Origin of the sequence: Brevundimonas sp. M20 (genome assembly GCF_006547065.1) — a bacterium.
Classification (GTDB): domain Bacteria; phylum Pseudomonadota; class Alphaproteobacteria; order Caulobacterales; family Caulobacteraceae; genus Brevundimonas.
Map to the genome: position 1 here is coordinate 1632183 of NZ_CP041243.1, position 20167 is coordinate 1652349.

Genomic DNA, 20167 nt, shown 5'->3' on the forward strand with positions numbered 1-20167 from the left:
AAGAACGTCCACGGAGCGTCAGTCCGTCGCGGCGTCCGGATCAATCGCGTCCTCGACCAGCTTGCGCCAGACGGGGTCGGTGTCGTCCACGAGGTCGCAATCCTCCATCAGGGCCACAGCGGCGCCGCCGTCCGGCAGGATCAGGCCCAGAACGTCCATCTCGTCGCCCTCGTCGCCCAGATGGCTTTCGGCCTGTACGGCCACGGCCGCCTGCTCGCCGCCCTCCTCCCACCAGATCACGGGCTGGGGCAGGTCCATGTCGATGACGCGGGGATCGGCGGTGTCGTTCAGGGCGAAAACGGCGACCCTGGCCTGTACGTCGTCCAGCGTCGCGATACGGCCGTTGAATGGCGTCAGGCGGGACCAGTCGTCCGCGTCATAGCCGCCGCCGTCGTCGCCGAAATCCGTGATCTCTTCGCTCATCGTTCGCTCCCGCGGTGCGCGTACGAAAAAGGGCCGGCGACCGAAGCCGCCGACCCCTCATCTTTATCAGTTCCGTCCGGAGACAGAATGGAAGGTCTTACTGACCGCCCATCATCGAGGCGACTTCCGAAGCGAAGTCCGGGCCTTCGACCTTCTCGACGCCTTCACCCAGCGCCAGACGGACGAAGCCGGCCAGGTGCAGGTTCGAGGAGCCGAGTTCCTTGGCCGAGTTGGCGACCAGCTGCTCGATGGTCACGTCCGGGTCCATGACGAACGGTTGCTTCGACAGCACCACGTCCTTCTGGAACTTGTTGATCTGACCTTCCACGATCTTTTCGATCATGTTTTCCGGGCGGCCTTCTTCCTTGGCCTTTTCGATCAGAACGGCGCGTTCTTTCTCGATGGCGGCCGGGTCCAGGTCGTCGGTGTTCAGCGACAGCGGCGCCGTGGCGGCGACGTGCATGGCGATCTTGCGGCCCAGTTCGCGCAGGACGGTCTTGTCGCCCTCGCCTTCCAGGGCGACCAGCACGCCGATACGGCCGACGCCCGGCGAGACGGCGTTGTGGACATAGGTCGAAACCACGCCTTCCGACACCGACAGACGGGCGGCGCGACGCAGCTGCATGTTCTCGCCGATGGTGGCGATCATGTTGGTGACTTCGTCCTGAACGGTCTTGCCGGCTTCCAGTTCAGCGCCGTGCAGAGCTTCCACGGTGTGGTGCTCCAGGCCCAGTTGGGCGAATTGCTTGGCGGCGTTCTGGAACAGTTCATTGCGGGCGACGAAGTCGGTTTCCGCGTTGAACTCGATGGCGGCGGCGACTTCGCCCTTGCCGTCTTCCTTCGACGCCACGGCGACCAGGCCTTCAGCGGCGACGCGGTCGGCCTTCTTGGCGGCCTTCGAGAGGCCCTTGGCGCGCAGCCAGTCGATCGCGGCTTCGATGTTGCCGTCGTTCTCTTGCAGGGCCTTCTTGCAGTCCATCATGCCGACGCCCGAACGCTCGCGCAGTTCCTTGACGAGGGCGGCAGTGATCTCGGCCATGTTCAGTCTCCTTGGAGGGGTATTCGTATGCGGTAACGGCCGGGGTGTTGTGCCCCGGCCGTGTGTCAGTTCGACGTAGGGCCTTCAGGGAAGGCCTTACTGCGGTCTCAGACCGCGGCCTTGTCTTCGTCGGCGGCCGGCTCGGCAGCCGGTTCAGCGGCGGCTTCCAGCTCGGCGGCGACGGCTTCCGTGCCGGCCGGAGCGGCTTCAGCGGCGACCGGGGCCGAAGCCTCGCGCAGCATAGGCTCTTCCGGGTTCACCGAAGCGCCCAGATCGACGCCGGCGGCGCCGGCGCCGGCGGCCAGGCCGTCCAGGACGGCGTCGGCGATCAGGTCGCAGTAGGTCTGGATGGCGCGGGCGGCGTCGTCGTTACCCGGGACCGGGTAGGTGATGCCGTCCGGATCCGAGTTGGTGTCCAGGATCGCGATGATCGGGATGTTCAGCTTGCGGGCTTCCTGGATCGCGATCGCTTCCTTGTTGGTGTCGATCACGAACATGATGTCGGGGATGCCGCCCATGTCCTTGATGCCGCCAAGCGAGGCGTCCAGCTTGTCACGCTCGCGTTGCAGGCTCAGCAGTTCGCGCTTGTTGCGGCCTTCGCCGCCGGATTCCAGCAGGCCGTCCAGTTCGCGCAGACGGGCGATCGAACCCGAAACGGTCTTCCAGTTGGTCAGCGTGCCGCCGAGCCAACGATTGTTCATGTAGTACTGGGCGCAGCGCTTGGCGGCCTCGGCGACCGGATCGGCGGCCTGACGCTTGGTGCCGACGAACAGAACGCGGCCACCCTTGGCGGCGACGTTGCGGACTTCAACCAGAGCCTGGTGCAGCAGCGGGATGGTCTGCGACAGGTCGATGATGTGGATGTTCGAGCGGGCGCCGAAGATGTAGCGGTCCATCTTCGGGTTCCAGCGGTGCGTCTGGTGACCGAAGTGAGCGCCGGCTTCGAGCAGCGAACGCATGGAGAATTCAGGCAGAGCCATGATCGGTAGTGTCCTTTTTTCCGATAGACGTTGCGCGGGCGTTTTAAAGATCCGGCTGGACCCTCGGAATGGTGCGGTCGGGGATGTCTCCCCCGGCCGCGCCACGCCCACGTGCGAAGTGCGCGGGCCGTTTAGTCGGGATGGGACGAAAAGGCAAGCGAAGACCGGTCCCGTCGCCCGTCGTCAACCGACCGGATTGAACTCGAGCCCGTCGCCGACCTGATCGATCGTCAAAAGCGGACCGTCCGCCAGTCTGGTCCAGACGGGCGCGGGATCCTTGTCGGCGTCGATGCTGGAGGTCGTGGTGCTGACGCGGCGGGTCAGGAAGTTCACGCTGCGATCCAGCGTCTCGCCGGTGTTGCGCTGAACTTCTGAATAGTCGTGGCCGATCAGGCGCAGGGCGCCGTCCTGCCAGCGGAAGCGGGATGTTGCGTTGGACATGGTCCATCCGCCGGCGCTGGCGAAATAGTTGAGCGTGATCGACAGCACGCCGTTGCGGATTGCAGGTGATTGCTCGAGCGCATCGGACAGGGTCGGTTCGAGGTGGCGCGGGATGAAGCTGTGATTGGCGACGGCGAGCCGGTAGCCGTCCTGACCGGCCAGGCCGACCACGAGCAGGCGCGGATTGGTGTCGAGGCGTTCGCCGCCGAGTCCGTCATTGTTGACGATATTGGCCGGGTTCTGCTGGCGCAGCACCAGCACCAGATCGGCGCGCCGATCGCCGTTCAGATCACCCTCGACCCGATACTCGATCCGCCATCCCCCGGGCGTGACGGCTGCCGCATCGGCGAAGCGCCCCGGCAAGGGCGGATAGATCGCCGGAGGGATGTTCAGCCGGTTGTCGTCGCCGACGGGCACAACGATGGCCGCTGTCCCTTCCGAAGCCGGAGGCGCCTGTGGCGGCCGGGGCGCCTCGGGCGCTGCCGGAGCGGCGGGCGGTTCAGGCGGCTTCGGCGCTTCGGGTCCGCCGCGACCGCAGCCGAGCAGAACGACGCAGGTCAGGGCCGCAACACACTGCTTCATACGCAAGCTCCCTCAAGGCTCCATCCTGCCGCAGACCGGCAGGTGCGTCACGTCCCGCGCGGCTTGGCGCGATTCGTGGCCTCGGCGACGGACGGATCTTCGGGCCATGGGTGGCGGGGGTAGCGGCCGCGCATGTCGGCGCGGACATCCTTCCATGAGCCGGCCCAGAAGCCCGGCAGGTCCTTGGTCATCTGGATCGGGCGGCGGGCTGGCGACAGAAGGGCTAGCGTCAGAGGCGTGCCCCGACCGACCGTCGGATGGGCCTTCACCCCGAACAGCTCCTGCACCCGGATGTCGACACGCGGCCCGCCCTCGGCGGCGTAGTCGATGGCGGCGGAGCCCAGCGGGGTGTCCAGCCGCTCGGGCGCCAGCTCGTTCAAGGCGCGTTGGCGGTCCCACGGGATCAGGGCGCGCAGGCCGTCGGCGAGCGGGCCGTCCGCGAGGGCGTCCAGCGACTGCACCGTCTCCAACAGGGGCCACAGCCAGGTCTCGCGCTCGGCCAGCAGGCCCTCGTCGGACACGTCGGGCCAGCCATCCTCAAGCGCCGACAGGAAGGCCAGCCGGGCGCGCAAGGCCGAGGCGCGTTCGCCCCAGCGGATCGCCTTCAGTCCGTCCGCCTCGATCTCGCTCTTCAGGGCGGCGGTGATCGCCTTGCGGTCCGGCGCGCCCATGATCTTCTCGTCGACCACGACGGCGCCGATCCGGCGGATGCGCTTCAGCACCATGCGGCCCGAGGGCTCGCGGGTGAGTCGGTCCTCGATCTCGAGCCGGTGTTCGAGATCGGCCAGCGCGACCGGCGCGGCCAGGCGGATGCGATCGCGGGCGTCTCCACCGCCCAGCTCGGCGACGGCCAGCCAACCTTCGCGCGCCATGACGTCGGTGGGTTTAAGGAAGGCGCCCCGGCCGGAGGCCAGCAGGAATTCGCCCGGCTTTCCGCGCGCCCTGGCGACCCGCTCCGGGAAGGCCTCCGCCAGCAGGCCGCCCGGATCGGGATGCCCTCCCTTCCCGCCCCCCGCCGCCTTCGCCCAACGATCCGCCAGCTTCGCGGCGTCGCGGGCGCGGGGCGAGCGGTCGCGGTCGAAGCCGCGCAGGCGCTCGGTCAGATCAACAGAGGTTCCGCCGAGGCCCGGTTCGCTGAGCACGGCGGCGATGTTCGCGCCCAGCAGGGCGTCGCCCCCGTCGCTGGCCACGGCGACCATATGGGCCAGACGCGGCGACAGGGGGATGCGGGTCAGGCGACGGCCGTGGTCGGTCAGGGCGCCGTCGGCGTCGAGGGCGTCCAGCCGGGTCAGCACCTTGCGCGCCTCGGCGAAGGCGCCGGCGGACGGCGGGTCCAGCAGGGCCAGTCCGTCCGGCGAGCGCGCGCCCCAACGGGCCAGATCGAGCGCGAAGGCGGTCAGGTCGGCCTCGAGGATTTCCGGGCGCTGGTGCGCGACGAGACCCCGCGTCTGTTCCTCGTCCCACAGGCGATAGCAGACGCCGGGTTCGACCCGCCCCGCCCGGCCCCGGCGCTGTTCGGCGGAGGAGCGGCTGACCCTGACCGTCGCCAGTCGGGTCAGGCCGCTGGACGGCTCGAAACGGGGCACGCGGGACAGGCCGCCGTCGATGACCACGCGCACCCCCTCGATGGTCAGGCTGGTCTCCGCGACCGAGGTGGCCAGAACGATCTTGCGGCGGCCCGGCGCGGCCGGTTCGATAGCCCGGTCCTGCTCGTCCTTGTCGAGGCCGCCATAGAGCTGGACCAGATCGACATTGGCCGCGAGGCGGTCGCCGAGGGCGCGGGCGGTGCGATGAATCTCCCCCTGCCCCGGCAGGAAGACGAGGATGGAGCCGGTCTCGTCCGCCAACGCCTGACGCACGGCGCGCGCGACGGCGTCCTCGAACCGCTCGGCCGGATTGCGGCCGAGATAGCGGGTCTCGACCGGATACATCCGTCCTTCGGCCTCGATGACCGGCGCGCCCCTCAGCAACCTCGAGACGCCCGCGATGTCGAGCGTCGCGGACATGACCAGCAGGCGCAGATCATCGCGCAGCAGACCCTGCGCCTCGCGGGCGAGCGCCAGCCCGAGATCAGCGTCCAGACTGCGTTCATGGAACTCGTCGAACAGGACCGCGCCGACGCCGTCCAGCGCGGGATCGTCCAGAATCATACGGGTGAAGACCCCCTCGGTGATGACCTCGATCCGGGTCTTCGGGCCGATGCGCGACTGGAGGCGGGTGCGATAGCCGACGGCGCCGCCCGCCTGCTCGCCCAGCGACGAGGCCATCCGGTCGGCGGCGGCCCGTGCGGCGAGGCGTCGCGGCTCCAGGACCAGCACACGCTGTTCGCCCAGCCAGGGCTGGTCCAGCAGGGCCAGGGGCACGACCGTGGTCTTGCCCGCCCCCGGAGGCGCGGCCAGCACGGCGACATTGCCTTGCGCGAGCACGGCCTTCAGAGGGTCGATAACGGCGTGGATCGGTAACATCGAGGTGCGGTCTAGCGGCAACGGGCCGGTTCACGAAAGCGTCGTCTCAGGTTCACGCATCGGAAACCGCGTTGCCACCGGCCTTTCACGTCGCTAGCGTCCGGCCAAAGCAGCGAGAGGGCTGCTCAATAAAGGGTGGCGAGAGGGCTGCCCCGAACCAATGTCGGAGGGGTAATTTATGTGGCGCGTTAAATCGCTAGACGCGATTCTGGCCACGGCCGAGAAGAAGTCTCTTCATCGGTCGCTGGGTCCGGTCCAACTCACACTTCTGGGGATCGGGGCCATCATCGGCACCGGGATCTTCGTTCTGACCGCCGCCGCCTCGCAGAAGGCCGGCCCGGGCATGATGCTCAGCTTCGTCATCGCCGGCGCCGTCTGCGCCGTCGCGGCGCTCTGCTACTCCGAACTGGCCGCCATGGCTCCCGTCTCGGGCTCTGCCTACACCTACACCTACGCGGTGATGGGCGAACTGCTGGCCTGGTGCGTCGGCTGGGCGCTGATCCTCGAATACGCCGTGGCCGCCTCGGCCGTCTCGGTCGGCTGGTCGGGATACGTGCTGGGGCTGATCGAGCAGGGATTACATTTCGACTTCCCTGACTTGCTTGCCGCCGGTCCGACCTGGACCATGAACGGCTTCATCCCGACGCCGGACTTCTCGGCGGGGATCGTCAACGTTCCGGCGATCATCGTGGCCCTGGCCGTGACCGGCCTGCTGGTGCTCGGCACCACGGAATCGGCTCGCGTGAACGCCATTCTGGTGCTCATCAAGGTCGCTGCCCTGACGGTCTTCATCGTCCTGACCCTGCCGGTCATCAAGACCGGAAACCTGTCGCCCTTCGCGCCCAATGGCGCGTTCGGGGCCTATTCGGGGATGGGCATCGTCGGCGCCGCCGCCTCCATCTTCTTCGCCTATGTCGGCTTCGACGCGGTCTCGACCGCCGCCGAGGAAACCAAGAATCCGCAGAAGAACGTGCCGATCGGCCTGATCGGATCGCTGGCTTTCTGTACGGTCTTCTACCTGCTCGTCGCACTGGGCGCGGCCGGCGCCATCGGCGCCCAGCCGGTTCTCGGCGCGGCCGGTGAAGCCGTCCAGCCCGGTTCGCCCGCCTTCGTCGCGGCCTGCGCCCTGGCCGAAAACAGCGAGCGTCTGGTCTGCTCGAACGAGGCCCTGGCTCACGTCCTGCGCGTGATCGGTCATGAGCAGGTCGGTAACGCCCTGGGCGTCGCCGCCATGCTGGCCCTGCCGTCGGTCATCCTGATGATGATCTATGGCCAGACCCGCATCTTCTTCGTGATGGCGCGCGACGGTCTGCTGCCGGAAGGCCTGACCAAGATGCACAAGCGCTTCAAGACGCCCTACGTCGTGACCATTTTCACCGGTCTGGCCGTGGCCATCGGCGCCGCCCTGTTCCCCGTCGGTCAACTGGCCGACATCTCGAACTCGGGCACGCTGTTCGCCTTCTTCATGGTGTCGATCGCCGTGATCATCCTGCGTCGGACCGATCCGAACCGCGCCCGCCCGTTCAGGATGCCGCTGGTTTACGTCATCGCGCCGCTCTCGGCCGCGGGCTGTGCGTTCCTGTTCTGGAACCTGCCGCACGACGCCAAGATGGTGCTGCCGATCTGGGGCGCGATCGGTCTGGTGATCTACTTCGCCTACGGCATCCGCAAGAGCCACCTGGGCCGCGGTCACGTCGAGGTCCACGAGCAGGACAGCGACATCCCGCCGCCGCCGGCGACGACCTGATCCACGGATCAAGGATAACAGGAAGGCCCGGGAGCGATCCCGGGCCTTTTCCTTTGCGCTTCGATCAGGCGACGAAAGTAAAGGGGGTGGTGCGGATGAGAGGACTCGAACCTCCACGCCTCGCGGCGCTGGAACCTAAATCCAGTGCGTCTACCAGTTCCGCCACATCCGCATAGGTTCTGCGCCGGTCCTAAGGCGCGGCGGCCCGTCGGGCAAGAGGCCCACGCCGGTCAATCCTCAAGCGTGAAGTTCAGCCGCGCGGCCTCGGCGCGGTAGCGTTCCAGCATCCGCGTCCACTGCACCTCATTGGAGGCGGTGATCTCCCTGATCGTGTCCAGACCCCGGATCGCGGCGGCGCAGGCTGCGGCGGTGTCTCCGGCCTCATCCGCTTCCGCATAGGTCATTATGGCGTCGAGCATCTGTCGCAGGCGCGGCATCTGCTGGCCCAGTTCACGCGTGACGACGGGATCGCGGGCGGCGCGCAGGGCAAAGGCGTCGCGGGTGGCCTCTGTCCAGACCCCGCCGTCAATAAGTTGCTGGCCCCACCAATCAGCCATGTGTTCTGAATAGCGGGACGCCGCATTGCCGTGATCCAGCGCCTGCATGCCGACCGTCGAAAAGGCCGTCGTCACGACCCTGGCCTGTTCGGGATCACTGCAGGCGGAGCGGTCCACGCTAGGCGGCAGTTCGAGCACGGGCTTGAGCGGGCGCGTGACCCGACCGTTCCCCAACGTCTCATTGACGTGCTGGACCTCAAGACTGCGGTCGTTGCAGGTCAGGGTGACCGCCACACGGCTGTTGTGGGTCAGGGACAGCGTGACGTCCGAACCGGGCACGTCCCAGGTCCAGCCGCCGTACTGGCCTTCCCGGCGGTTCCCATACCGGCCCCCCTCGACGATCTCTGTCTCCAGCGCGGCGTAGAGCGCGTCAGCAGCGGCGTAGCGATCCTCCAACGTAGTTCCCGGTAGCCGCTCGTAGGAGATGGAGGCCGACAGATCATAGATCTGCTGCGTCCGCGCGGTGCGGGTGATGTCAATCCGGTTGTGAGCGACCTCTTCAGGGTCCAGACCCAGTTGGCTCGGGCCGGTCCAGACCGCGCCGAACTTATGCCCAAGAGCGCCCTGGGCGGTGCAGGTCATCGCCAGCCTCTCGACCAGAGCCGGACGAAGCGGAGGCGTCTGCATCGCCCGGACGGGCGTCGCCGCCATTCCAGTCGCCGCGACAGCCAGCAGCATATTGCGAAACATTTGTCTGATCCCCCTGCCTCACTGCCTGCCGGGAGACCTTACGGCAAGTGTCAATAAGTTCTTGCTTTGTTCTCGTTTGCGCGTATCGTTCTCCTATGGTCGAGACGGCGAAAGGACGGGGTGCGAGGTCGAATGCGACCGGACGCTTTGAGCCCGAAACGGTCGAGGCCTTCGATGACGGCTGGACCGATCAGGATGCCGAGGCGGCGCCGTTGCGCACCACCCTGACGCCTGAGGCGGCCCGGACGATCATCGCGAGGAACACCAGTCCGGACATCGGTTTCGACCGTTCCATCAACCCGTACAAAGGTTGCGAACATGGCTGTATCTACTGTTACGCCCGTCCGTCCCATGCCTGGATGGGCCTATCCCCGGGCCTGGATTTCGAGAGCCGGCTCTTCTTCAAGCCGGGGGCAGCAGGTCTGCTGGAGCAGGAACTCTGCAAGCCGCGATACGTCTGCAAGCGCATCCACATAGGCGGCAATACCGACCCCTATCAGCCGGTTGAGCGCGAGCTGAAGTCGACCCGGTCGATTCTGGAGGTGCTGCAACGGTTCAATCACCCGTTCAGCATCATCACCAAGTCGGTGCTGATCGCGCGCGACGTGGACATTCTGGGACCGATGGGACGAGACGGGCTGGCCTCGGCCTTCGTCTCGATCACGACGCTGGACCGCAAGCTGGCGCGGGCGATGGAGCCGCGCGCTTCGACGCCGGCGAAGCGGCTGGAGGCCATTTCCCGGCTGGCGGATGCGGGCGTGCCGGTCGGAGTGGGCTTCGCGCCGGTCATCCCCGGGCTGAACGATCATGAGTTGGAGGCCATTCTGGAGGCGGCGGCGAAGGCCGGGGCGACGACAGCCATGTATGTGACCCTGCGTCTGCCGCTGGAGATCAAGGACCTGTTTCGCGAGTGGCTGGCGGACGCTCGCCCCGACCGGGCGGCGCGGGTGATGTCGCTGGTTCGCCAGACGCGGGGCGGCAAGGATTATGACGCCGACTGGTCGCATCGGATGAAGGGCACGGGGCCGGTGGCGGAGCTGATCGGGACCCGGTTCAGGGCGGCGGTGAAGCGGTACGGGCTGGATGCCCCGCGCCATCTGCTGGACGAGACGAAATTCAGGGTGCCGGCCTCGGCGCGCAAACAGATGGATCTGTTCGACGCGGCCTGACCTGGCTCTGGACAAGGGTGAGTTCCGGATGCGAACTGCCAAGGTTGATGTCAGTGAGGCGACCGATGATCCTGCGGAAGACGCGTGCGGCGGGACTGGCGGCGGCCGTGATCCTGCCTATGGCCCTGACCGCCTGCATGAAGGTCGATGTGCCGGAGCGGGCTTTCTTCTGGCCGGATGCGCGGCTGACGCAGGAGAACATCACGCTGCCCTCAAATCCGCCGCCGGAGGGGGCCGAAACTGTTGTCCTGGGCTATGCGCAAGGCCCGATCGGGGCGACGCGCGTGCGGTCATCCGAGACGACGCGGCCCCTGATCCTGTTCTGCGGCGGCAACATGTTCCGGCGTGAGGCGGCGGGCGGGTCGCGCGCCGAGATTCTGGCGCCGTTTGGCGACGCCCTGATGTTCGACTATCCGGGCTATGGCGGCACCGCCGGTCCGGACAGCTTCGCCAATTTCCGCGCCGTCGGCGAGGTGGTGGCCGATGAGGCCCGGCGGCAGGCGGATGCCGAGGGGCGCCGGCTGATCGTCTGGGGCCACTCGCTGGGCGGCATCGTCTGCTCCGAGATGGCGGTGCGCACCCGAGCTGATGTACTGGTGCTGGAGACCACCACGCCGGGCGCACGGGCGACCGTGAACCAGCAGGTCGGCCTGATGCGGCCCTTCGTGCGCGTGACGCTCGCCCCCGCGCTGGAGGCCGTCGACATCCCGACCGCCCTGAACGGCTATCCGGGCAAGGTGGTGGTTCTGGAGGCCGGCAAGGACGACACCCTGCCCCCGGCCCTCAGCCGTGACCTGGCCCGGGCTCTTGAGGCGCAGGGCAATACGGTCGAACGGATTGTCTTCCCCGCCGCCGGTCACAGCGATGTCGGCCGACAGCCGGACTTCGTGGCGCGTCTTACGGCGGCGTTGGGAAGTTAGCGCCGGAAGACGCTGACCAGTTCGACGTGGGCCGACCAGAGGAACTGGTCCACCGGGGTGACGCTCTCCAGCCGGAAGCCGGCGTCCAGCAGCACGCGGGCGTCGCGGGCGAAGGTCACCGGATTACATGAGACGTAGACCACGGTCGTGGCCCTGGTCTGGGCGATCTGCTGGGTCTGTTCCAGCGCCCCCGCGCGGGGCGGGTCCAGCACAATGGCGTCGCAGCCGCGCAGGTCGTACGGGGCCATCGGTCGGCGGAACAGGTCGCGGGCCTGCGCGTCGATGGTCTTGATCTTCTTCGCCGTTCTGAAGCCGGCCTTCAGCGCCGCGATGGCGGGTGCAGAGCCGTCGGCGGCGATCACGGGCGCGACGGTGGCCAGCGGGAAGGTGAAGGTTCCCGCGCCGCAGAACAGGTCCGCGATCTTCTTCGCCCCCTTCGCCGCCGCGACGGCGCGGTCGACCATGGCCTGCTCGGCCGGCGGCGCGGCCTGCAGGAAGCCGCCCGCGGGAATCGGCACCGTGGCCGGGCCAAACTCCACATGCGGCTGGCGCGCCATGACGAGGGTTTCACCCGCCAGGCTGAGGCGGGCCAGATCGGCGGCGGCCGAGGCCTTGATGGCCTTCATCTGCGCGTCGCGGGACAGGCCTCCGCCCGAGCGGCGCTCGACCCCGGTGACATCCACGTCCAGCCCGTCCAGCGTCAGGGTGACGTGCAGGGTCGGGGCCGACTTGGGGTGTTCCAGAAACGGCGTGGCCACCCTGGCCAGCGCGGGCAGCGCCGCGACCAGTCGCGGATCGGCGACGGGGCAGCTGTTCACCTCGACCAGACGCCAGCTCTTGCGCGCCTTGAAGCCCAGAACAGCGCCGCCGTCCGGACCGCGACGGGCGTGGAGGGCCAAGCGGCGGCGCGACCCGGCGGGCACAGGCACGGTCGGCTCGATCTCGATGTCGATCTTTTCGCGAGCCAAGGCCAGGCGGACCTGTTCGCGCTTCCAGTCCAGATAGGGCCCGGCCGCCCAGTGCTGCAGCGAGCAGCCGCCGCAGTCGCCGTACTGGGGCGAGACCGGCGCGATCCGGTCGGCGCTGGGGGTGACGACCTCGAGCTCCTCCAGCCGCCCGTCGCGCACGATCCCGCGCACGGTTTCGCCCGGCAGGGTCAGGGGGGCGAACACGGGGCCTTGGGGCGTTTCGGCGATACCGTCGCCCTGCCCGCCCACGCGTGAAATGGTCAGCGTTTCCGTCATCCGGCGCTTCTAGAGGGAAATCCGCGCCGAGCGAAACATGAACGAAGATGAACGGCGCGATCAAAGGCCGTTCAGCTTGGCGTCGTCATAAGGGATGCAACAGATGCGGGGCCGGATCGTTCGGTCGTCGTCTGAACCGTTCAAGGATGACGTCCATGTCCGTCTCTCTCTCCAGCAAGGTCGCCTGTGGCGCCGCCGCCGTCGCGGCTGCCGGTCTGCTGCTGGTCCCCGCCAGCGCCTCGGCGCAGGCCTACACCTATCAGGGCGACCGCTACGGCGGTTCGAACTACTACGGCCAAAGCTACGGCGATCGCTATTACAGCGGCGACCGGTACGACGACCGTTACAGCAGCTACGACTATTGCCGCAGCGATCAGAACCAGAGGCGCGCGGCGGGCGCCACCATCGGCGCCGGGATCGGCGCGGTGGCGGGCTCGCAGGCGGCGGCGCGCGGTCGCCGCACCGAAGGCAGCATCCTCGGCGGCGTTCTGGGCGCGGTCGTCGGCGGCGCCATCGGCAACGACTCGGCCCGTGACTGCGGACGTTATGACGACCGCGGCTACAGCTATCGGGGCTACGACAGCCGTTACGATGATCGCTACGCCCGGGACCGTTACGACGACCGCTATCGCTATGACGACCGCTACGGTTACGGCGACCGTTCGGACTATCGCAGCGACCGCTACGGTTGCCGCACGGTCGAGACCCGGACCCGCGATTGGAGCGGCCGTCTGGTGACCCGCTACGAGGAAGTCTGCAACGGCTACTGACGGGATCGCGTCGCCGGTTATTTTCAGCCCCCCTGTCGATCGGCGATGTGACGGAGGCCCCCGGTGGAGAAATCCACCGGGGGCTTTTCATTTCTGGAGGGCGCTAACGCTCGCGACGCGGTCGCTCACTGCTTCAGCGCATTGTCGAACGCCGGCTCTGCGGCGCAATGGCATGCGCGAAGCGCGAGGCCGCGTCGGGTGGGGTCGGGAGGTCCCGAAGAGCCGACGACCGCGGCCCAACAGAGAAAGCGCAGCGTTAGCTGCGCTTCGCCCAAAGAAGATATTCGATGTTGCCGTCGCCGCCGGTGATGGGGCTTTTGGCGGTCGCCCGGACAGTCCAGCCGCGTGATGTGATCCAGTCGGCGACGTGGGCGAGCGCGGCCTGACGGGCCTCATCGTCCTTCACGACCCCGCCCCGCCCCACATCGGCGCGGGTCTCCATCTCGAATTGCGGCTTCACCAGCGTGACCAGATCGGCGTCGGGCGCCGCGAGCGCGAGGGCGACCGGCAGGACCTTGGACAGGCCGATGAAGCTGGCGTCGCAGACGATCAGGTCGGGGGCGTCCGGGATCAGGTCCGGCGTCAGGTCGCGGGCGTCTGTCTTCTCCAGATTGGTCACGCGCGGATCGGCGGCGATCCGGCGGTGCAACTGCCCCTGCCCCACATCGACCGACCAGACATGGGCGGCGCCGCGTTCCAGACAGACCTCGGTGAAGCCGCCGGTCGACGCGCCGACGTCCAGCACGGTCCGGCCCTCGACCGCGATCGGCCAAAGGGTCAGGGCGTGATCCAGCTTCAGGGCGGCGCGGCCGACGAAGCGGTGGGCCTCCTCGGCTTCCAGAACCGCGTCATCGGCGACCTTCTCCGACGGCTTCGAAACGACCCGGCCGTCCGCCTTGACCAGACCCGCTTCGATGGCTGCCTGGGCCCGCGAACGACTGTCGAACAGTCCTCGCGAGACCAGAAGCTGGTCGATGCGGGTCATAGTTCCTCTCCGCCCCGCGGAGGGGGGGCATCCGAAGGATGGTGGAGGGGTGTTGAAGCGAGCCCGGAGCCGGCGCCCCTCCACCGCTTCGCGGTCCCCCTCCCCCGATGGGGGAGGAACGTGATCGTCACAGCGCTTCCAGACGCTTTAGCGCGGCCTCGAGGCGGGCCTTGCCGGCTTCGGCCTCGGCCAGCTTCTCGCGCTGTTCGTCGACGACTTCCGGCGCGGCGCGTGAGACGAAGTTGGGGTTGCCCAGCTTCTTGTTCACGTGGCCGATGTCGCTGTCGAAGGCGGCGATTTCCTTGACCAGACGAGCCTTCTCGGCGGTCAGGTCGATGATTTCGGCCAGTGACAGGGCCGCCGTGTCGCCGTTGATGACCAGCGAGACGGCGCCGGTCGGAAGAGCGTCGGCGAGCGTCACTTCGGACACGCGGGCCAGGGTCAGGATCAGGGGGCGGTGCAGTTCGACCAGACGGGCGTTCTCCGCCGACGGGGCGACGAAGGTCAGCGGCGGCTTGGCCGACGGCGGGACATTCATCTCAGCGCGCAGTTGGCGCACCTCGGTGACCAGATCGACCAGCCAGCCGATCTCGGCGTCGGCGGCGACGTCGATGAAGCTGTCCGGCAGCACCGGCCAGGCGGCGCCAATCAGGGTCGCCTCGGTGCGGGGCGCGCCCTCTTCCGCCAGCTTGTCCCACAGCTCTTCGGTGATGAAGGGCATGACCGGGTGCATCAGCTTCAGGGTCTGGTCGAGCGTCCAGGCGGTCATGGCGCGGGTCTCGGCCTTTGCGGCCTCGTCCGAGCCCTGGAAGACCGGCTTGGCCAGTTCCAGATACCAGTCGCAGAAGACGTTCCAGACGAAGCGGTACAGGGCCGAGGCGGCGTCGTCGAAACGACCGCCTTCGATGGCGTCCGACACCTGACGTTCGGCCTTGGTCAGCTCGCCGCGAATCCAGCGGTTGATCGACTGCTGGACGGTCGCGGGATCGAAGCCCTCGACGCGCTTCGCCTCGTTCATCTGGCTGAAGCGGGCCGCATTCCACAGCTTGGTGCCGAAGTTGCGATAACCTTCAATACGTTGCTTCGACAGTTTAATGTCGCGTGTGCCCGACAGGATGGCCATGGTGAAGCGCAGCGGATCGGCGCCCAGCTCGTCGATGATGCCGAGGGGGTCGATGACGTTCCCCTTCGACTTGCTCATCTTCTGGCCCTTCTCGTCGCGGACCAGACCATTGATGATGACCCGCTTGAACGGAACCTCATCCATGAAATGAAGTCCCATCATCATCATCCGGGCCACCCAGAAGAAGATGATGTCCGCCGCCGTGACCAGGTCGCTGGTCGGATAAAACCGCTCCAGATCCTCGGTCTTCTCGGGCCAGCCCATGGTCGAGAACGGCCACAGGGCCGAGCTGAACCAGGTATCCAGAACGTCCTCGTCCTGCGTCAGCATGACCTCGGAATCATAGTCCGACATCGCCTGTTCGCGGGCGTCCTCTTCCGTCTCGGCGACATAGATCTCACCATTCGGCCCGTACCAGGCCGGGATCCGGTGCCCCCACCACAGCTGGCGCGACACGCACCACGGTTCGATGTTGCGCAGCCACTCGAAATAGATCTTCTCATAAGACTTCGGCTCGAACACCGTCGCACCCGTCTCCACCGCCTTGATCGCGGGCTGGGCCAGGGTGTGGGCGTCGACGTACCACTGGTCCGTCAGCCACGGCTCGATGACCACGCCGGACCGGTCGCCGTGCGGAACAACGTGTTTGGTTTTCTCGATCTCGCGCAGCCAGCCTTCCGCCTCGGCGCGGGCGATGATGGCCTTGCGCGCGGCGAAGCGGTCAAGGCCCTGCAGATCACGAGGAATCTCATTCTCGATGAGCCACAGTTCCGGGCCGTAGTCTAACGCGTCGGTCCCGGGGATTTCCTTATAGGTGACGTCCGCTGCACTCAGGATTTGAGCGTATTGGTTCAAGATGTTGATGGAGCGTAGTCCCGCCCGCTTGCCGACCTGGAAATCGTTGAAGTCGTGGGCCGGGGTGATCTTCACCGCGCCAGAGCCTTTTGTCGGGTCGGCATACTCATCGGCGACGATGGGTATGCGGCGGCCCGTGATCGGCAGGATCACTTCATTGCCAACGATGGAAGCATAGCGCGCGTCGTCCGGATGCACCGCCACGCCGGTGTCGCCCAGCATCGTCTCCGGCCTCGTCGTGGCCACGACGATGAAGTCGCGGGTTTCCCATTTGGTCGGCTCGCCCGCCTCGTCGAAGGCGATCGGGTGTTCGTAAGTCACGCCGTCCGCCAGCGGATAGGCAAAATGCCAGTAGTGGCCCTCGACCTCGCGCTGTTCGACCTCCAGGTCGCTGATCGCCGTCTGGAAATGCGGGTCCCAGTTCACCAGCCGCTTGTCGCGATAGATCAGGCCCTCCTTGTGCAACTGGACGAAGACCTTGCGGACAGCGGCGTTCAGACCCTCGTCGAGGGTGAAGCGCTCGCGCGACCAGTCGCAGGACGAGCCCAGACGGCGCAGCTGGCGGACGATGGTCCCGCCGGATTCGGCCTTCCACTCCCAGACCTTGTCGACGAAGGCGTCGCGGCCCATTTCGCGCCGCCCGACATTGCCGGCGGCGGCCATCTGGCGCTCGACCACCATCTGGGTGGCGATGCCCGCGTGGTCGGTGCCCGGCAGCCAGAGAACGGCCTTGCCCTTCATCCGGTGATAGCGGGCCAGAATGTCCTGAAGCGTGTTGTTCAGCGCGTGGCCGATGTGCAGCGAGCCGGTCACGTTCGGCGGCGGGATGACGATCGAATAGGCGTCGGCGGCTCCGTCCGTGGCCACGGCGGCGCGGGGCGCGAACAGGCCGCTGTCCTCCCACATCGCGTACAGCCGGGGTTCAGCGGATTTCGGATCGAAAGTCTTGTCGAGCATGGTCATTCTTTTGGCCTATCGCGACACGCACGGCGTGTCGCTGCTGGAGGCGGTTCGCGAAAAGAAAAGGGCGGCCCCGCCGGAGCCGCCCTGTGGTGATCTAGTGAAGATCGGTGTGCAGGTGAAGGCTTAGCCGGCCGAGCGGGCGATACGTTCTACTTCCTTGCGTACCTCAGCCTCGACGATGCCCGGCAGGTTGGCGTCGAGCCAATCCTTGAGCATCGGGCGCAGCATTTCGGCGACCATGGCCTCGACGGTCGAGCCGCTGGCGAAGGTCAGGTCGGTCGACGACGACGCGGGCGTGGCGGCCGGCTTCTGGAAGCTGGCGGCCAGACCGGCGAAGGCCGAGGCGGCGCTGGCGGCGGCGCTTTCGCCGACGAGCGAGTCGTAATGGGGTGTCGGGACCGAAGGATGCTCCGGCGTGTGGATTTCCGGCGGCGGGGCGAAGACCGATTCGCTGACCGGCTCGGCCGGGAACGGCTCCGGCTCAGCGACCGGAGACAGGTCCAGGTCGCCGATGCTGTCAGTGGCCGGGGCTTCGTAAGTGTCGGTCAGTTCGAGAACGTCTTCCTCGACCGGCTCGGGCTCGGGCGCCGGGGCCGGCGCGGCGGCGATGACCGGTTCAGGCGCCGGGGCGGGTTCGGGAGCCGGGGCCGGCGCGGGTTCCGGCGCAGGCGCGGGCGCGGCGGCGGTTTCGGCCGGCGCGTCGTCCTCGGAGATGATCCGGCGGATGGACGCCAGGATTTCCTCCATCGTCGGTTCCTGGGCGGTCTGGTCGGTCATGGCTGTATCCCGGACGCCCACTCAGGCGGGCGATCTGATCGAAAAACTGGCGTGCGAAGCGGTTCCCCGCCCCGCACGATTGTCGTCGCATCTCAGCCCGCCGGAATCAACGGGCGTTTTTCCCCCGCCGCGAGAGTCGCGCAGGAGGCTTCAGTCGCGCGGCGCGGTCCGCACGATCTCGGACTTCAGCTGGGCGTCCACCGGAGCGTCCTCGGCGTCGGCGGCCGGCGTGATGCGCGGCGCGGCGACACGGTCGAGGGTTTCGACAACGCCGTCCCACGGCAGGGCGCCCCGGTTGCGGACGCGCTGGTAGTTGGCGGCAGGGTCATAGGCGGTCAGGGTCGGATCGAGGTCCGGGCCTTCCAGCCTGCCCATGGCGGCCAGCAGATTGGCCTGGGCGACGTATTCGTTGCGCTGGGCGCTGGCCAGGGTGACCTCGGCGTTCCGCAGTTCCAGTTCCTGGTTCAGCACGTCCAGAGTGGTGCGCAGACCGACCTGGGCCTCCTGACGCACGCCTTCGGCGGCGACGGTGGCGGCGCGAACCGCTTCCTGACCGGCCTGCAGGGTGGCGCGGGCCGAGATCGACTGGGCGTAGGCCGAGCTGACGGCCTGCAAGGTGTTGCGGCGCTCGCCCTCGACGCTGATCTGGGCGGCGTTCGAGCGTTCCAGGGCCTGGGCGACGCGCGACGAGTTCAGGCCGCCGGTGAACAGCGGCACCGACAGGGTCGCGCCGGCGGTCAGACGGGTGTTGTCGCCGATGTCGCCGATGCGGTCGAAGTCCGCGTTGGAGCCGCCGTAGCTGGCGGTGGCGCGCAGCGACGGCAGGAACTCGGCCTTGGCGGCGGCGACATTGGCTTCAGCCGCCTGCAGCGTATAGGTCGCGGCGCGAACGCCGGGGTTGTCGACCAGAGCGACGTCCAGCGCGGCGTCGAAGTCGGACGGCACGCCCGGCAGGACCGGCATCGGGGCCAGATCGCCCGGCGTCTGGCCGACGACGGCGGCGTAGGCGGCGCGCGAGACGGACAGCTGCGCGCGGGCGTTGGCCAGATCGGCTTCCGACTGGGCCAGACGGGCTTCGGACTGGGCGACGTCGGTGCGGGTGATCTCGCCGACTTCGAAACGGGCGGTCGATTCGTCCAGCTGACGACGCAGGACCGTCAGGTTGGCTTCGCGGATGCGCAGGATTTCGGTGTCGCGGATGACGTCGGCGTAGGACTGGATCACCAGAGCCAGAACGCTTTGCTCGATGTCACGCAGGTTCTCGCGTCCGGCCAGAATGTCGGCCTCGGCGGCGGTGATGGCGTGGGCGACGCGGCCGCCGGTCCAGATGTTCTGGCCCAGACCGATGCTGGCCGAGGCGCTGTCGCTGTCGTCGACGCCGCCCGAGGTGAACGGCGGCGTGCCGGTCACCGGCGAATCCGTGCGGGTGTAGGAGCCGCTCAGGGTCACATCGAGCGTGGGCCGCAGGCCGGCGCGGGCCTGAACGATGCTTTCGTCCAGCGCGCGCTGGTTGGCGCGTTGGGCCAGCAGCGAGGGGTTGGTGCGGTAGGCCAGCGCGATGGCTTCCTGCAGGGTGTCCGCCCAGGCCGGGGCGCCGATACCGGCGATCACGGCGATGACGGCGACCGAAGTAAGTGCGCGCGAGCGTTTCAGCATGATGGTTCCTGCCTGGCGCTGGGAGTGCGCCCTCATAACGTACAGCCTGATGCGGGACGGATTATGCCCGCGCCAGTTAAGTTTTTTTCACGCGTCGAGCCGCGGTCTCCGTCGGAGACGCCAACTAGAGGGCGAAGGTGGGCTCCGGCGCCAGTTCCGCAAGCAGCGGCGGGGCGGCGTCGAACAATTCCTTGCGCGATATGCCCTGTTCGCCACGCACATAGAGGACGGCCTTGCCGGCGGGGCCGGTGCGCTCGACGACGGCCAGACGCCCGCCGACGGACAGGGCCTTCAACCAGGCCTCAGGGCGGCCCGGGACGGCGGCTTCCGAAACGATGATATCGTAGCCCTCGCCCGAGGCGGCGGTCAGCGGCGCGACGACGGTGGCGACGCCGTCGGTCGCCAGGGCCGCGCCGGCGACGTCGAACACGGCGGGGTCCGATTCCTGGGCGGTGACATTCAGGCCCATCCGCGCCAGCACGGCGGCGGCATAGGGGGCGGCGACGGCCAGGGCGCGCTCGCCTTCGCGGGCATGCAGGGACATCAGCAGCTTGGACACGTCACGGGCCAGCATCAGGCGACGATCACCGGCGATCTCGACCTCGACCTCGGCATAGGCGGAGAAGGCGCGGTCAGCGGGAACGAATGCTTCGCGCGACACGGCCAGCAGGGCGGCCTGCAGGGCGCGATCCGTGACATCGTTGACCCGAACCTGGCTGTCGACCATGGCCTTGCGTGCGGCGGCGAAATCCATTTTGGAAGAATCCTGCTGAAATCTGGC

At 67.8% G+C, this 20167-nt stretch carries 17 protein-coding genes and 1 tRNA gene; 5 read left to right on the top strand and 13 right to left on the bottom strand.

Annotated features, from left to right (window positions below):
- Window positions 1-18: 18 nt before the first annotated feature.
- The 5 genes from FKQ52_RS07780 to hrpB all read right to left on the bottom strand — a co-directional run bounded on the left by FKQ52_RS07780 (window position 19) and on the right by hrpB (window position 5930).
- Window positions 19-423, bottom strand: coding sequence for a hypothetical protein (locus FKQ52_RS07780; RefSeq protein ID WP_141626654.1), 405 nt, complete (start codon window positions 421-423; stop codon window positions 19-21).
- Between the two features lie 97 nt (window positions 424-520).
- Window positions 521-1462 (bottom strand): translation elongation factor Ts, encoded by a 942-nt coding sequence (tsf, locus tag FKQ52_RS07785; RefSeq protein ID WP_141626655.1) that lies wholly within the window; start codon window positions 1460-1462, stop codon window positions 521-523.
- Window positions 1463-1569: 107 nt separating this feature from the next.
- Window positions 1570-2442, bottom strand: coding sequence for a 30S ribosomal protein S2 (rpsB, locus tag FKQ52_RS07790; RefSeq protein ID WP_141626656.1), 873 nt, complete (start codon window positions 2440-2442; stop codon window positions 1570-1572).
- A gap of 183 nt (window positions 2443-2625) precedes the next feature.
- The gene (locus FKQ52_RS07795) at window positions 2626-3465 is read right to left on the bottom strand and encodes a hypothetical protein (RefSeq protein ID WP_205750892.1); all 840 of its coding nucleotides are present in this window, start codon (window positions 3463-3465) and stop codon (window positions 2626-2628) included.
- Between the two features lie 47 nt (window positions 3466-3512).
- The gene (gene hrpB, locus FKQ52_RS07800; RefSeq protein ID WP_141626657.1) at window positions 3513-5930 is read right to left on the bottom strand and encodes an ATP-dependent helicase HrpB; all 2418 of its coding nucleotides are present in this window, start codon (window positions 5928-5930) and stop codon (window positions 3513-3515) included.
- Window positions 5931-6108: 178 nt separating this feature from the next.
- Between hrpB and FKQ52_RS07805 the strand changes: the two genes are divergently transcribed.
- Complete coding sequence (locus tag FKQ52_RS07805) at window positions 6109-7677, top strand: amino acid permease (RefSeq protein WP_141626658.1); 1569 nt, start codon at window positions 6109-6111, stop codon at window positions 7675-7677.
- A gap of 87 nt (window positions 7678-7764) precedes the next feature.
- Here the strand turns inward: FKQ52_RS07805 and FKQ52_RS07810 are convergent.
- Both FKQ52_RS07810 and FKQ52_RS07815 read right to left on the bottom strand, forming a co-directional pair.
- Window positions 7765-7849: transfer RNA gene (locus FKQ52_RS07810), tRNA-Leu, on the bottom strand.
- 58 nt (window positions 7850-7907) lie between these two features.
- Window positions 7908-8924: a hypothetical protein gene (locus tag FKQ52_RS07815; RefSeq protein ID WP_141626659.1), complete on the bottom strand. Its 1017-nt coding sequence runs from the start codon at window positions 8922-8924 to the stop codon at window positions 7908-7910.
- A gap of 95 nt (window positions 8925-9019) precedes the next feature.
- On the opposite strand from FKQ52_RS07815, the gene FKQ52_RS07820 reads away from it, so the two are divergent.
- The gene (locus tag FKQ52_RS07820) at window positions 9020-10093 is read left to right on the top strand and encodes a PA0069 family radical SAM protein (RefSeq protein WP_141626660.1); all 1074 of its coding nucleotides are present in this window, start codon (window positions 9020-9022) and stop codon (window positions 10091-10093) included.
- 65 nt (window positions 10094-10158) lie between these two features.
- Window positions 10159-11013, top strand: coding sequence for a S9 family peptidase (locus tag FKQ52_RS07825; protein ID WP_141626661.1), 855 nt, complete (start codon window positions 10159-10161; stop codon window positions 11011-11013).
- On the opposite strand, the gene FKQ52_RS07830 is transcribed toward FKQ52_RS07825, so the two are convergent.
- Window positions 11010-12257, bottom strand: a complete 1248-nt coding sequence (locus tag FKQ52_RS07830) for a class I SAM-dependent RNA methyltransferase (protein ID WP_141626662.1) — start codon at window positions 12255-12257, stop codon at window positions 11010-11012. The genes FKQ52_RS07825 and FKQ52_RS07830 overlap by 4 nt on opposite strands.
- Before the next feature lie 155 nt (window positions 12258-12412).
- Between FKQ52_RS07830 and FKQ52_RS16425 the strand changes: the two genes are divergently transcribed.
- Window positions 12413-13027 (top strand): glycine zipper 2TM domain-containing protein, encoded by a 615-nt coding sequence (locus FKQ52_RS16425; protein ID WP_168196813.1) that lies wholly within the window; start codon window positions 12413-12415, stop codon window positions 13025-13027.
- A 256-nt stretch (window positions 13028-13283) separates the two neighbouring features.
- Here the strand turns inward: FKQ52_RS16425 and FKQ52_RS07840 are convergent, their stop codons facing one another.
- Both FKQ52_RS07840 and FKQ52_RS07845 read right to left on the bottom strand, forming a co-directional pair.
- Window positions 13284-14012: a TlyA family RNA methyltransferase gene (locus FKQ52_RS07840; protein WP_141626663.1), complete on the bottom strand. Its 729-nt coding sequence runs from the start codon at window positions 14010-14012 to the stop codon at window positions 13284-13286.
- 127 nt (window positions 14013-14139) lie between these two features.
- Window positions 14140-16947 (bottom strand): valine--tRNA ligase, encoded by a 2808-nt coding sequence (locus tag FKQ52_RS07845; RefSeq protein ID WP_141626664.1) that lies wholly within the window; start codon window positions 16945-16947, stop codon window positions 14140-14142.
- Here FKQ52_RS07845 and FKQ52_RS16765 point away from each other — a divergent pair.
- On the top strand, window positions 16946-17080 hold the full coding sequence (locus FKQ52_RS16765) for a hypothetical protein (protein ID WP_255431453.1): 135 nt from the start codon (window positions 16946-16948) through the stop codon (window positions 17078-17080). The two genes, FKQ52_RS07845 and FKQ52_RS16765, sit on opposite strands and share 2 nt — an antisense overlap.
- Here the strand turns inward: FKQ52_RS16765 and FKQ52_RS07850 are convergent.
- The 3 genes from FKQ52_RS07850 to FKQ52_RS07860 all read right to left on the bottom strand — a co-directional run bounded on the left by FKQ52_RS07850 (window position 17077) and on the right by FKQ52_RS07860 (window position 20140).
- On the bottom strand, window positions 17077-17730 hold the full coding sequence (locus FKQ52_RS07850; protein WP_141626665.1) for a DUF2497 domain-containing protein: 654 nt from the start codon (window positions 17728-17730) through the stop codon (window positions 17077-17079). The genes FKQ52_RS16765 and FKQ52_RS07850 overlap by 4 nt on opposite strands.
- Window positions 17731-17880: 150 nt before the next feature.
- Window positions 17881-19386, bottom strand: a complete 1506-nt coding sequence (locus tag FKQ52_RS07855) for a TolC family outer membrane protein (RefSeq protein WP_141626666.1) — start codon at window positions 19384-19386, stop codon at window positions 17881-17883.
- A gap of 124 nt (window positions 19387-19510) precedes the next feature.
- Window positions 19511-20140, bottom strand: a complete 630-nt coding sequence (locus tag FKQ52_RS07860; RefSeq protein WP_141626667.1) for a protein-L-isoaspartate O-methyltransferase — start codon at window positions 20138-20140, stop codon at window positions 19511-19513.
- Window positions 20141-20167 lie beyond the last annotated feature (27 nt).